The organism is Streptomyces sp. MGP-BFMKR1 (assembly GCF_057766585.1).
Genome location: NZ_CM173408.1, coordinates 542,668 through 555,062, shown reverse-complemented (window position 1 = coordinate 555,062; position 12,395 = coordinate 542,668). Strand labels below are relative to the sequence as shown.

At 73.5% G+C, this 12,395-nt stretch carries 12 protein-coding genes; 8 read left to right on the top strand and 4 right to left on the bottom strand.

The window, feature by feature from the left end:
• Window positions 1-2: 2 nt before the first annotated feature.
• Entirely contained in the window at window positions 3-935 is a 933-nt protein-coding gene (locus AC3CHW_RS01900) for an FAD-dependent oxidoreductase (RefSeq protein WP_488469326.1), read from the top strand.
• A gap of 30 nt (window positions 936-965) precedes the next feature.
• On the opposite strand, the gene AC3CHW_RS01895 is transcribed toward AC3CHW_RS01900, so the two are convergent.
• The 3 genes from AC3CHW_RS01895 to AC3CHW_RS01885 all read right to left on the bottom strand — a co-directional run bounded on the left by AC3CHW_RS01895 (window position 966) and on the right by AC3CHW_RS01885 (window position 2,703).
• Entirely contained in the window at window positions 966-1,514 is a 549-nt protein-coding gene (locus tag AC3CHW_RS01895) for a YciI family protein (RefSeq protein WP_488469325.1), read from the bottom strand.
• Window positions 1,515-1,693: 179 nt separating this feature from the next.
• The gene (locus AC3CHW_RS01890; protein ID WP_488469324.1) at window positions 1,694-2,017 is read right to left on the bottom strand and encodes an AzlD domain-containing protein; all 324 of its coding nucleotides are present in this window, start codon (window positions 2,015-2,017) and stop codon (window positions 1,694-1,696) included.
• On the bottom strand, window positions 2,017-2,703 hold the full coding sequence (locus tag AC3CHW_RS01885) for an AzlC family ABC transporter permease (protein ID WP_488469323.1): 687 nt from the start codon (window positions 2,701-2,703) through the stop codon (window positions 2,017-2,019). The genes AC3CHW_RS01890 and AC3CHW_RS01885 overlap by 1 nt, the downstream gene beginning before the upstream one ends.
• 51 nt (window positions 2,704-2,754) lie before the next feature.
• On the opposite strand from AC3CHW_RS01885, the gene AC3CHW_RS01880 reads away from it, so the two are divergent.
• The gene (locus AC3CHW_RS01880) at window positions 2,755-3,363 is read left to right on the top strand and encodes a helix-turn-helix domain-containing protein (RefSeq protein WP_488469322.1); all 609 of its coding nucleotides are present in this window, start codon (window positions 2,755-2,757) and stop codon (window positions 3,361-3,363) included.
• 196 nt (window positions 3,364-3,559) lie between these two features.
• Here AC3CHW_RS01880 and AC3CHW_RS01875 read toward each other — a convergent pair whose 3' ends face one another.
• Window positions 3,560-5,458, bottom strand: a complete 1,899-nt coding sequence (locus AC3CHW_RS01875) for an SMI1/KNR4 family protein (RefSeq protein WP_488469321.1) — start codon at window positions 5,456-5,458, stop codon at window positions 3,560-3,562.
• 286 nt (window positions 5,459-5,744) lie between these two features.
• Between AC3CHW_RS01875 and AC3CHW_RS01870 the strand changes: the two genes are divergently transcribed.
• The 6 genes from AC3CHW_RS01870 to AC3CHW_RS01845 all read left to right on the top strand — a co-directional run bounded on the left by AC3CHW_RS01870 (window position 5,745) and on the right by AC3CHW_RS01845 (window position 12,386).
• On the top strand, window positions 5,745-6,500 hold the full coding sequence (locus tag AC3CHW_RS01870; protein WP_488469320.1) for a (5-formylfuran-3-yl)methyl phosphate synthase: 756 nt from the start codon (window positions 5,745-5,747) through the stop codon (window positions 6,498-6,500).
• Between the two features lie 2 nt (window positions 6,501-6,502).
• Window positions 6,503-7,918, top strand: a complete 1,416-nt coding sequence (locus AC3CHW_RS01865; RefSeq protein ID WP_488469319.1) for an aldehyde dehydrogenase family protein — start codon at window positions 6,503-6,505, stop codon at window positions 7,916-7,918.
• The gene (locus tag AC3CHW_RS01860; RefSeq protein ID WP_488469318.1) at window positions 7,915-9,018 is read left to right on the top strand and encodes an NAD(P)-dependent alcohol dehydrogenase; all 1,104 of its coding nucleotides are present in this window, start codon (window positions 7,915-7,917) and stop codon (window positions 9,016-9,018) included. The genes AC3CHW_RS01865 and AC3CHW_RS01860 overlap by 4 nt, the downstream gene beginning before the upstream one ends.
• Window positions 9,019-9,118: 100 nt before the next feature.
• A complete protein-coding gene (locus AC3CHW_RS01855) occupies window positions 9,119-10,027 on the top strand; it encodes a class I SAM-dependent methyltransferase (protein WP_488469317.1) in 909 nt (302 codons plus the stop codon).
• Between the two features lie 1,060 nt (window positions 10,028-11,087).
• Complete coding sequence (locus tag AC3CHW_RS01850; RefSeq protein WP_488469316.1) at window positions 11,088-11,321, top strand: DUF397 domain-containing protein; 234 nt, start codon at window positions 11,088-11,090, stop codon at window positions 11,319-11,321.
• 105 nt (window positions 11,322-11,426) lie between these two features.
• Window positions 11,427-12,386 carry a helix-turn-helix domain-containing protein gene (locus tag AC3CHW_RS01845; RefSeq protein ID WP_488469315.1) on the top strand — a complete coding sequence of 320 codons (960 nt, stop codon included), beginning with the start codon at window positions 11,427-11,429 and terminating at the stop codon, window positions 12,384-12,386.
• The last annotated feature ends 9 nt before the right edge of the window (window positions 12,387-12,395 follow it).

Genomic DNA, 12,395 nt, shown 5'->3' with positions numbered 1-12,395 from the left:
ACATGGCCAGCACGCGGCCCCGCACGGGGACGACCGGTACGAGCGCCACCGACCTGATCATCGTCGGTGGCGGGCCGGCCGGTTGTGCCGCCGCGCGGATGGCGGCCAGCGTGGGGCTGTGCTCGGTTCTCGTCGAACCGGCCGCCGTGTGCGGCGCCCTCCACCGCATTGCCGTGCTGAACAACGTCCCCGGCGGTCACACCAGCGGCCCAGCGCTGGCTGACTCGCTGGCCGCGGAGTTGCACGCCACCGCCTCCTGCCGCGTCGAGCTCGGCCGACGGGTCACCCATCTGCGTGCCGACGACGACCAGGCCACCGTGGTGTTGGACTCCGGCGCCCGGCTATCGGCCCCGCACGCCGTCGTCGCCACCGGCGTCGGCCCGCAGCAGCCGCGCGACGTCGCCTGGCTCACGGCACCCGCTGACCTGCGGCTGCCACCGCTGTGGACGGCCGACACCGCCGACGCCGAGGGGCGCACCCTGCTCGTCCTGGGCGGCGACCGCCCCATCGGCACGTTCCTGCGGGCCCACCCGAGGGTGGGCACCCGCCTGCTCGTGGCGTACCCGGCGGGCGACGACTACAAGGTCGAGGAGATCGGCGACGACCCCCGCGTCACCCTCCTGCCGGTACGTCACCTCACCCTGCCACCTGTCGCGGGGGACGCGCCGGTGGCCCAGGTGGTGGATCGCGATGGCCGGCACCACACGGTCCCGGCGGACGCCGCCTTCCTCAGCATCGGCAGCACCCCCACCGCGCCCCTCGGCGACCTGGTGCGCGACGCGAGTGGCTACTGCCCGCCCGACGCCCAACACCCCCGCGTCAGCATCGCCGGCGACCTGCGCTCGGCTCGCTACCAGCGCGTCGCCACCGCCATCGGCTCCGGCAGTGAGGCGGCCCTGCGCGCCTACTACGCGGCGCGAGACCTGTCGGCCTAGTACCGCGTGGCCCTGCGGCGCTCCGGTTCGTCAGCGCCTGCCGCCGCACTGCCACGCGTGGACCTCGATGTGGTCGTGGTGGTCCGGGGCGAGGGTGGCGCGCGCGGTGTCCGGGTCCGGCGCCTGGACCAGCGCCGCCGTACCCAGCCAGGTGGTGCCGTCGTCGGAGAGCAGTGGCCCGTAGGCGATCAGCTCGTCGGTGTTCGGGAGAGGGGCGGCCTCGGTGGTCTGTCCGGTGCCGAGGCCGAGGACCAGGTACCGGTCGCCTCCGACCAGGCCGCCGGGGAAGTCCCACATGGTGCGTCCCAGCAGGTTCCGCCAGCGGCGCAGCAGTACGTACTGGTACACGCCGGCCTGGTAGCCGGGCTCGTCGAAGGCGAACGCGCGCGCGGCGGCCGGATTCGGCAGGTCGACTATGTGCACGCTGCCGGTGGGCGTGTCACCGTCGTCGGCGAAGGTCGGGCCGCGCGCGATCATCTCCTTCGCGTACCGGTCCATGTACGACCAGTGCTCTTCCAGCAGTTCCTCGCGCAGTGGCAGCGAGCCGGGCCGGTCACGGTGGTAGCAGAAGAACTCCATGCCGCAGTCTCTCCCGTACGGTTCCCCCTGTCAGGCGCCCATCGCCGCGGTTGTCGGACAGGCGGATGGCCGCGATGTCCTCCTCACGTGGCACGGTGTCCGGGGCGCCCGGGGTGGCATCGTGCCCCTACGGCGGACCAACGGGGCGGCGAACAGGCAGGGTTGAGCGCGCCGGCGCGTCACGGCACGGACAGCAGGCGGAGCACCGCCGTGACGGCCGCGGCGGCGATCACCACCACCAGGAACGGTGCCTTCCGACAGGCCAGCACGCCGCCCACCAGCACGCCCATCGGCCGGGCGACCCCACCGACGTGCTGGCCGGTCGTCAGCGCGGCGGTCGCCACGAGCGAGCCCAGCAACACCATCGCCGACGTGTTCAGCAGGTGCTCGGCCCGTGGCGGGAAGGTCAGGCGGGAGCGCAGCACCGGACCGGTGAAGCGGAAGACGAACGTGCCGGCGGCCAGGGCCAACAGCGCCACCAGCACCGTGGGGGAGTAGGGCACTACAGCGCCTCCTGGGGCCCCTTGGGGGCGGGGTTGAGGAACACGGCGAACAGGGCCAGCAGCACGGGCAGGCCAGCCGGCAGGAAGGGCGTCGTGGCCAGCGCGATCGCCGCCCCGGCCAGCACCGCCCTACGCATCGCGCGCTCGCGCAGGGCCGGCAACATCAGGGCCAGGATGATCGCGGGGAACATCGCGTCGAGCCCGAGCGCCTCGGTGTCGTGGATGACGTTCCCGGCCAGCGCCCCGAGCATCGCCCCGGCCGGCCAACAGATCAGCGTGCCGAGACCGCACACCCAGTAGGCGCCGCGCTGGCGCGGAACGTCGGGCTGGGCCAGGGCCAGCACCACGCTCTCGTCGTTCATCAGGTGCGAGGCCACGATCCGCCGCCACCCGGGCTGGATCACCTGGGGCGGGATCGCCAACCCGTACGGCAGGTGTCTGGCGTTGGCCAGCAACGCCACCAGGGTCGCGGCCACGGGGCTACCGCCCGCCGCGATCATCCCGACGAACAGGAACTCCGACGACGTGGCGAGCACCAGAACGGCGGCGACGGCCGGGAACCACAGCGGGAAGCCCTCGGTGACGCAGATCGCGCCGTAGGAGACGCCGATGGCGCCCACCGCGAGGCAGGCCAACACGATGCCGCGCAGGAGGTCCCGATCGAGGGTTCGCCAAATCGATCGCATGTTGAATATGATGAACACTCGGAATCGTACGGTCAACCACGACGGATGCCCATGTCGCCAGCAGATCCCCCCGCCCCGCCGCCGCAGGACGACCCGCCGCCCGGCTCGGGCCCCGTGCCCCTGATGGCGACCATCGCCCCGGCCCTGCGTCAGGAGCGTCGCCGCGCCGGCCTCTCGCTCAGTGAGGTGGCCCGCCGCGCCGGGCTGTCCAAGTCCACGCTCTCCCTGTTGGAGTCCGGGACCGGCAACCCCAGCCTGGAGACGCTGTGGTCCATCTGCGTCACGCTCGGCATCCCCTTCTCCCGGCTGCTCGACCTGCCCACGCCCCGGGTGCGGGTGGTCCGCGCCGGCCAGGGCCCGGTCTTCGCCGCCGAACACGCCGACTACCGGGCCACGTTGCTGGCGGTCGGCCCGCCGGGAGCCCGCCGCGACATCTACACCATCACCGCCGAACCCGGCAGCCAGCGCACCTCCAGCCCGCACACGCCCGGCGTGGTCGAGCACGTGGTGCTCAGCACCGGCCGGGCGCTCGTCGGCGTGGCCGCGGAGCCCGTCGAACTCCACCCCGGCGACTACATCGCGTACCCCGCCGACGTGCCGCACATCTTCCGCGCGCTGGAGCCCGGCACCACGGCGGTGCTGGTCTCCGAGACCGTCTGAGGCCCGACCCGCCGCGCCCCCGCCCGGCCCGCCGCGCCTCCGCCCGGCCCGGCGGCGCCGGCCGCGTCGCCCCGGCCGCCCGGCGCACGGCGATCAGGCCGTGCGGGCCCACGTACCCGCGAACGCACCTGCCCACGGTCTCGCGCCCCCGTCGACTCGCGCACCCCACACCGCCGCCGCGCGGGCCGCCTCACGGTCAGCCGAGGGTGACGTGGGCTGTCAGGTAGGTCTCGCCGGGGGCCGGTGGCCGGTTCCACGGCTGGGTGCGCACGGTGTGCAGACGCCCGCCGGTGAGGGCGGCTCGCGGCAGCCGCACGCCGAACTCGGCCGCGAGCGCCGCCAGAGCGCGGCGCTCGCCCAGCCGCCCGGCGTGCGGGTCGTCCGACGGGAAGAGCCGATCGGGGTGGAACGCCTCTGGCACGGGCCCACGGGTGCTGACCTCGCCGTCCCGCACGGTGAACGCGTACCGCTCCGCTCCGTCCTCCGCCACGGAGAGGTGGAACAGGCCGCGGCGGCGTCCCCGGGCCGGCTCGCTCCACACCGTCACCGCGCGGGTGCCCCGGGACGCGGCGGTGCCGGGGGAGGCGAACCGGTGCTCCGCGAACTCGCTGAGGGGCCGCGCCTCCCACGCGAAGCTCCAGTCGGGGCCGGCCGAGCCGACGGCGGCCACGGCCTCATCCCGCCACGTCACGTCGGTCCGGCGCCGGCGTCGCGCGTGCTCCAGGGGCATCGGCTCGCTCAGTTCGCTGGCGTCGGTGGCGCCGATACGGCCCGGAAGGTCGGCCGGCCGCACCGACTCCACGAGCACGAAGCGGTACGAGGCCAGCAGCCCACCCGGGTCCTCGTCCGCCAGCCAGGCCAGGCCCGGCGGGTCCGGGTCCGCCGCCGGGGCCGGAGCCTCGCCCGCCTGGCCAGCCCGCGGGGTGGCCAGCAACTCACGGCCCCGGTCCGAGGTGAGGAGGGGACCGAGGAGCGGATCGGCGCAGAGGCCGACCGGCGCGAGGTGGTCGGGCCCCAGCGGACGCCACGCCGGCAGCGCGGCGCGCAGCGTCCGCCACGCCGCCTCCGTCTCACCCCAGCGCGCCTGTTCCCGCGCCTGCTCGACGGCGCGCCCGAAGTCGCCCGTGGCGGTGTACCGGTAGGTGCCTTCCCGCGTGCGCCGCAGGATCTCGTCAGCCAGCTCGCGCACCGCCTCCGAAGCGCCGTGCAGGCGGTAGCCCCACACGGCGTCGACGTGGCCACGATCCACGTGCTCGGCCGCCAGCAACGGGAAGACCTCCGGCGCGTACACCGGATCGCGGGCGAGCGTGCCGAAGCCGACCATGGAGGTCTCCCCGAGCAGCCGGCGTATCTGGTCGCGCAGCTCCGTCGCCCGTGGCCTGCCGTACGACGCGGCCTCCGCCAGCGCCGCCTCGGCCCGCTCGTACCGACCGGCCAACGCGTCCAGCCGGGCCGCCTCGACGGACCCGTCGAGCTTCCGCGTCGTCGGGTTGACGAACTCCGCTCCGGCGCGGTCCGCCGAGCTCGCCCGCAGGTGGTGGAACTCGCGGTACATGTCCTCCATGAGCGCGCGGAACGACGCGTACCGCTCCGGTGGACTGGCACGCCACGAGGCGTAGCAGTACACGGCCCACTCGCCGTCGTCGCCCACGTCCCCCGGGTCCAGCAGGACGTACACGGCGTCCGACTCCACGTCCAGTTGCAGGGCCCGCTCCCACATCCCGGCCAGCAACACGTCCTCGGGCGTCGGGTCGTCCTCCAACTCGCCGGGGAAGAACTCGGACAGTTGCGACTCGTCCCGGTGCCACCGCACGTCGTCGGTGCCGGCGAGCAGGTAGACGAACCCACCCGCGTGCCGCCAGCCGTCGCTCACCGTCAGGAACGTCCGGTAGGAGAGTGGCAGCCGATGGCCCAGCCGCTCCTCCAGGGCGCGGACGCGCTCCTCGGAGGCGGGCGGGAACCCCAGCCAGCGCGCCCGCAGGGCCTCCTGGTCCCCGGCCGAAAGCTCTTCGCCCGCCGTGTCGTGCGCCGTGGCCCCCGCCCACTCCCGGCTCCAGCGCTCCAGGAACGGCCGCCAGTCCTCTGTCTCCGTCATGCCACCGATCCTGCCAGCCACCACTGACAACGCCGTTGGGCCGCCGAGGGGTTCGGGTGCCGCAGGCGCGGTGGCGTGGCTTCCCGAGCGGTGTGGGCGTGGCCGGATTGTGGGGGCGTGCGGGAGTGCGCTGGAGGGCGTGGGCGGTGGGGGGCGGTGCTTTCTTTGGTCTTCGCGCGCCCTGCCGGTGGAGCGGAATCATGAGAAGGATGCGCGGTGCGCCTGTGTCGTACATGGCCTTGCTCGCCCACTTTTGGTGGGTGGGCCTGTGTGGAGGGGGTTCAGGTTGTTACTTCTCATTTCGCCGGACAGTGTCGAGGAAGCCCAGGACTGTGCGGAGGCGGCGGAACACCTCGACATCGTCGACGTGAAGAAGCCCGACGAGGGCTCGCTCGGGGCGAACTTCCCCTGGGTCATCAGGGCGATCCGCGACGTGGTCCCGGCGGGCAAGCCCGTGTCGGCCACCGTGGGTGACGTGCCGTACAAGCCCGGCACGGTGGCTCAGGCGGCGCTCGGCGCCGTGGTCTCCGGAGCCACGTACATCAAGGTCGGCCTCTACGGATGCACCACGCCCGAGCAGGCCATCGAGGTCATGCGGGGGGTCGTCCGGGCCGTCAAGGACCACCGGCCCGACGCGTTGGTCGTCGCCTCGGGCTATGCCGACGCCCACCGGGTCGGCTGCGTCAACCCGCTCGCGCTGCCCGACATCGCCCGCCGCTCGGGCGCCGACGCGGCCATGCTCGACACCGCGGTGAAGGACGGGACGGGGCTGTTCGACCACGTCACGCCCGACGGCTGCGCGCACTTCGTCCGACTGGCCCACGAGGCCCGCCTGCTCGCGGCCCTGGCCGGCAGCGTCAAGGTGGGCGACATCGGCCCCCTCACCCGCATGGGCACGGACATCGTGGGGGTGCGCGGGGCGGTGTGCGAGGGGGGTGACCGGAACGCCGGCCGGATTCGACCGCACCTGGTGGCCGCCTTCCGGGCCGAGATGCGCCGGCACGCCCTGGAGCACGCGGCTGCCACCGCGGCCACGAGCTGACGGTGGGTACGCCGAGAACCGCGGCCCACCGCGGTCCCCGATCCCGGGGCGAGCACTTCGCCGTCCTCGACCCGGCGACGGGCGAAGCCTTCGCCGAGGCGCCCGACCAGCGGCCGGAGGAGTTGGACGCCGTGGTGGCCCGCGCCCACGAGGCGTGGCGTGGCTGGCGGACCGACGCCGCCGCCCGTACCGCCGCGCTGCGTGCGGCGGCCGACGCCGTGCAGCGCGCCGGTGACGACCTCGCGCCGCTGCTCACCCGCGAACAGGGAAAGCCCCTGGCGGAGTCGTACGCGGAGGTCGCCCGGGTGGCGGCCCGGCTCCGGTACTTCGCGGAGCTGGTCCCCGAGCCCCAACCGATCACCGACGGGCGGCCGGTGCGCAGCGAGGTGCGCTGGCGGTCGCTCGGGCCCGTCGCGGGGATCGTGCCGTGGAACTTCCCGCTGCAACTCGCCTCGGCGAAGTTCGCGCCCGCGCTCGCGGCCGGCAACACGGTGGTGCTCAAGCCGTCTCCGTACACCCCACTGGCCACCCGGGCACTGGGGTCCGTGCTGGCCGGCGCGCTCCCGCGCGACGTGTTGACCGTGGTCACCGGCCGCGAACCGCTCGGTGCCCGCCTCGCGGCCCACCCGGGGATCACCCACGTCACGTTCACCGGCTCGGTCGCCACCGGGCGGGCCGTGGCACGGGGCGCCGCGGCCTCGCTCGCCCGGGTCACCCTGGAGCTGGGCGGCAACGACGCCGCCATCCTGCTGGACGACGTGGAGGTGGAGCGCGTCGCGGACCGGCTGTTCTGGGCCGCGTTCCGCAACTGTGGGCAGGTCTGCATGGCGGTCAAGCGCGTCTACGCCCCGGCCCGGCTCTACTCCCAGGTGGTCGAGGCCCTCGCGCACCGGGCGCGGAACACGGTCGTCGGCGCCGGCCTCGACCCCGACACGCGCATGGGCCCGGTCAACAACGCCACCCAACTGGACCGCGTCGAGCGCTACACGACCACGGCCCTGACCGCCGGCGCCCGAGCCGCGGCCGGCGGCCGGCGGTTGGCGCGACCCGGACACTTCTTCGCCCCGACGATCCTGGCCGACGTCCCACCGGACAGCCCGGTGGCGACCGAGGAACAGTTCGGCCCGGTCCTCCCGGTGCTGCCGTACACCAGCCTTGACGAGGCCGTCGCGGCGGCCAACGGCACCGACTACGGGTTGGGTGGCTCCGTGTGGGGGACCGATCTGGACCGGGCCGAGGCGGTGGCCGACCGGTTGGAGTGCGGGACGGCCTGGGTCAACCACCACGGCGAACTCTCCCTGGCCCAACCCTTCGCGGGCACCAAGGAGAGTGGCGTGGGTGTCCCGGGCGGGCCGTGGGGGCTGTACGGGAACCTCAGACCCTTCGTCATCCACCGCCCGACGGAGGCGACGGGTTGAGGTTCGACGCCGCGGTACTGCGCTCGTACGAAAGTCCGTTCGCCGTCGAGGAGGTGGTCCTGAACGCGGGCCCGGCCAGGGACGAGGTCCTGGTCGAGATCGCGGGATGTGGGATGTGCCGGACCGATCTGGCGGTCCGGCGTTCGGCCGGCCGCTCGCCGCTGCCGGCGGTGCTCGGCCACGAAGGGGCCGGGACCGTGGTGGAGACGGGCGGCGCGGAGACGGGCCTCAGCGTCGGCGACCACGTGGTGCTGAGCTTCGACTCCTGCGGGCAGTGCCGAAGTTGCCGGGCGGCGGCCCCCGCCTACTGCGACTCCTTCGCCTCGCTCAACCTCTTCGGCGGGCGCACGGAGCACGCCACGCGGTTCACCGACACGGCCGGAACCGTGCTGGCCCCTCGCTGGTTCGGCCAGTCCTCGTTCGCGCGGTACGCGGTGGTCGCGGCCCGCAACGCCGTCCGGGTGGACCCCTCGCTGCCCATCGAACTGCTCGGCCCGCTCGGCTGCGGCTTCCTGACCGGCGCCGGAGCGGTCTTCCACTCCTTCGGCCTCTCGCCCGGCGACGCCCTCGCGGTCTTCGGCGCGGGAGCGGTGGGCCTGGCGGCGGTGATGGCGGCCACCGCCGCCGGGGCGGTCTCCGTAGCCGTGGACCGACACCCCGAACGGCTGGCGCTCGCCGAGCGACTCGGCGCGCTCCCGCTACACGCCGCGTCGGCGGACCTGCCCGCCCACATCCGGCGGTCAACCGGGGGCGGCACGCAGTACGCACTGGACACCACGGGCGACGCCCGACTGATCAACGACGCGCTGCGCGCCCTGCGGCCGACCGGCCACCTCGGCCTGGTGGCGCGGCTCCACGGCACGCTGCCGCTGGAGCCCGGGACGCTGGACCGAGGCCGGAGGATCTCCCACATCTGCGAGGGGGACGCGGTACCGGCGCTGCTGATCCCGCGACTGACCGCGCTCTGGCAGGCCGGCCGGTTCCCCTTCGACCAGCTCATCCGGACCTACCCGCTGGCCGACGTCAACGACGCCGAGGCGGACTGCGACGCGGGCCGCGTGGTCAAGCCCGTCCTGATCCCGAACAGGGGGAAGCGGTGAGCGGGGGAGACCTCCCCCACCTCCGCGACCACCCACCGCCGGGCGGCCGTCGGCCGGCCCGCTGCTGTTCCTGGTCTCTATCCGCGCCAAGGGAGGACACATGGTGGACACGGCACAACGAAACGCGGACGTGGAAGGCGTGGACGGGGGCGTCGGGCTGACCGCCCTGCTGGTCGCCGCCGCACGGGCCATCGAGACACACCGCCCCGACAGCCTGGCGCGGGACGTGTACGCCGAACACTTCGTGCTCGCCGCGCCGGCCTCCGCCCGCTGGCCGGTGCGCATGGAGCAGGTCCCGGCCGGGGACAAGGACCCGCTGTGGGGGCGGTTCGCGCGCTACTTCGGCCTGCGGACGCGCGTCCTGGACGACTTCCTCCTCCGCTCGGCGCACGCGGGGGGCGCCCGCCAGGTGGTGCTGCTCGGGGCCGGGTTGGACACGCGGGCGTTCCGACTCGGTTGGCCGGCGGGGTGCGTGGTCTTCGAGGTCGACCGGGAAGGGGTCCTGGAGTTCAAGCACCGGGTACTGGGAGGGCTGTCGGCCACGCCGAAGGCGAGACGCGTGCCGATCCCCCTCGACCTGCGCGCCGACTGGGTCGGCGCGCTCATCGACGCCGGCTTCGACCCGGCCACACCCACCGTCTGGCTGGCCGAGGGGCTGCTCTTCTACCTGCCGAGCGAGGTGGAGACCTCTCTGATCGAGGCGATGGACCGGCTGAGCCCGGCGGGAAGCGCGCTGGCCTTCGAGGCGAAGCTGGAGCGGGACCTGTGGGTGTACCGCGACAGCCCGCTCTACGCGTCGACACGGCAGCAGATCGGCATCGACCTCCTCACGTTGTTCGACGACCAGCCGCGCCCCGACTCCGTGGGCGATCTGGCGGGCAGGGGGTGGTCCACCACCGTGCGCACCCCCTTCGACTTCACCCGCGAACACGGACGCGGCCCACTGCCCGAGCCGAACGACGCGCTGGAGGGCAACCGCTGGGTGTTCGCGCGCAAGCCCGCACCCTGACGCCACCGAGGCGGCGACTCCCGGGCGAGCCCGAGCGATGGGCTCGCCGAGACCTCCCACCAGATCCAACCCGCCGTTCGTCGCCCCGCTCGCCGTGGTGCGGGGGCGGCGTTCGGTGCCCTGGCCCCTGACGTTCGCGACCAGCGACGCGTTGCCGCAGTCGTCGCGGACCCGTCCGGGGGCCAGGTACTCGGGTGCGCCGATGAGGGTGCCGGTGTGCCGGTCAGCGCGGTCATCTCGGTCAGCGCCGCGAGCCCGAAGTCCGTGAGGACCGGGCTACGACCCTCGCGCCTCGCCACGTTGGCCGGCTTGAGGCCGTGGTGCGCGATGCCCGCCGTGTGCGCGGCGGCCATCCCCGAGAGCAGACCCCGGCCCAACCGTGCGGCCTCAACGGGGGGAGTGGGGAGCGGCCAAGCCGGTCCGCGAGTGAGTCCACCCAGTACCCACCCAGTGCCCACCCCGTGACCAGTCACGGGAAGCCGCCCTCCCGACGGGTGACGACGCGGAGGACGGTCACCACGTGCGGATGCCGTAACCGCGCCCGGGCCCTGGCCTCGCGCACCACGCGCTCTCGCGGGACCGCCGCGCCGCGGCTCGCGTCCTCGACGTACCGGGGATCGGGCGGACGCACTTCCTTGAGCGCCGCCTCCCGGCGCTGCTCCGTGTCCCGCGCTCGCCAGACGAGCCCCGCCCCCGCCCCCGCCCCCGCTGCCGAGCCGTTCCAGCAGCTCGAACCGACCGTCGATGATTCGCGTCGCCGTGTCCTCGGTCGTCGTGGCGTCGGCGTACTGAGCCGCGGCCAACCGGTCCCGGGCTCGTGTCCGAGCGCGCGAGGGCCGAGTCCCGCACCGAGCCGTTCGGGAGCCGTGTCGCAGGCTGTGACGGAAGTGAATTCTGGTAATTCCCTGGGCGCTTCTTCGCGACACTTCACGCGCGGACGCTCCGACTCACTTTTGCATTCGGGTTATTGACTCCTTGCATACGGGAAAGAACTAGGAGGCCATATGCAAAGGGGTCGGATCTCCGCGTGCGAGATCCGGTCATGCGAGAGGGGTCGGGCATGGAATTCCGCAACGGCGTGGGCGCGGACGAGATCGCGGGCGTCGACTGGTTCAAGAGCAGCGCGAGCGAGGGCGTGGGCAACTGCGTCGAAGTTGCCGGACTCCCCGGCGGGGGCGTGGCGATGCGCAATTCGCGCGACGCGTCCGGGCCGGCGCTGATTTTCACCGCCGCTGAGATCCGGGCCTTCCTGGCCGGCGCGAAGGAGGGTGAGTTCGACGGCCTCTGTGGCTGAAGTCAACTAGCTGGAGAGGTAGTTCGGCGGACGTCTGGGCGGGATGCTGTAATACTGGCTCATCCCTGCTCATGACACCTGTTTGGGTCCTTGTGAGGAGCCTCCGTGTCCGCCGAATCACCTCGTGATCCGCAGCCCATAGCCCCCGTCACGCCCTTGCGGCACTCCGCCGCGGCCGAGGGCCCGGACCGGCTGCTCGGCGCCGCGCTGCGGCAGCTACGGCAGGAGCGGGGGATGACGCTGGAGGAGGTCGCGGACGCCCAGGAGATCAGCGCGTCCGTGGCCAAACTCAGCAGGTTGGAACGGGGCCAGTCACCGGTCAAGGAACGAGACCTGCGGGACCTGTTGCGGCACTATCGCGCTTCCACCGAACAGCAGGAGCGCGTCGCCGGGTTGTTCCGGGACATCCGCGAGGCACACGGCCAGGCCACCATCAGCGACCTCACCCCGAAGTGGCTGGAGCGGCTCATCCTGGTGGAGGAGAACGCCCGCTCCATCACGACCTTCGAGCGCAACGTCGTGCCCGGCTTGCTCCAGACCCCCGCGTACGCGCGGGTCCTGGTCCGCAGCGAGCTGGAGGCGGAGAAGGCCGCCCACGACGAGGTGACCGTCAACTGGCATGTCCGGCAACGACTCTGGCGCTGGGAAGCCTTCGAGCAGCGCACCGAAGGCGACCTCGAGGTCATCATCGGCGAGACGGCACTGTGTCAGGTCGTCGGCGACCACGCGGTCATGCACGAGCAGATGAAGCGCCTGCGGGAGGTGGCCGGCGGCCCCCGGGTCATCCTCCGCGTCCACCCGTTCGTCGGGGGCAGCCTGCTGGCGCCTCGCCAGCCGGTGACGCACCTGGTGTACGACGACGGCGGCCCCAGGGAACTGGTCTACTTCGAGACCATCGACAAGGCCGTGTACCTCACCTCGCAGGCACACGTCGAGGGGACGCGGGAGCGGCTGCTGCACGCCCGAGGCGGTGCGCTCACCCGCCGACAGAGCCAGAAGATGCTGGACGACTACGTCGAGAAGTACGCGATGCTGAGTGACGGGAGCGGCGCGGCCGAGGCGTAGCCGCCCACC

What these genes read in the sequence shown, in the direction of transcription:
- AC3CHW_RS01900 (WP_488469326.1), top strand. Translation starts at nt 3, where the DNA reads ATGGCCAGCACGCGGCCCCGCACGGGGACGACCGGTACGAGCGCCACC.
- AC3CHW_RS01895 (WP_488469325.1), bottom strand. Translation starts at nt 1,514, where the DNA reads ATGGAGTTCTTCTGCTACCACCGTGACCGGCCCGGCTCGCTGCCACTG.
- AC3CHW_RS01885 (WP_488469323.1), bottom strand. Translation starts at nt 2,703, where the DNA reads ATGCGATCGATTTGGCGAACCCTCGATCGGGACCTCCTGCGCGGCATC.
- AC3CHW_RS01880 (WP_488469322.1), top strand. Translation starts at nt 2,755, where the DNA reads ATGTCGCCAGCAGATCCCCCCGCCCCGCCGCCGCAGGACGACCCGCCG.
- AC3CHW_RS01875 (WP_488469321.1), bottom strand. Translation starts at nt 5,458, where the DNA reads ATGACGGAGACAGAGGACTGGCGGCCGTTCCTGGAGCGCTGGAGCCGG.
- AC3CHW_RS01855 (WP_488469317.1), top strand. Translation starts at nt 9,119, where the DNA reads ATGGTGGACACGGCACAACGAAACGCGGACGTGGAAGGCGTGGACGGG.
- AC3CHW_RS01850 (WP_488469316.1), top strand. Translation starts at nt 11,088, where the DNA reads ATGGAATTCCGCAACGGCGTGGGCGCGGACGAGATCGCGGGCGTCGAC.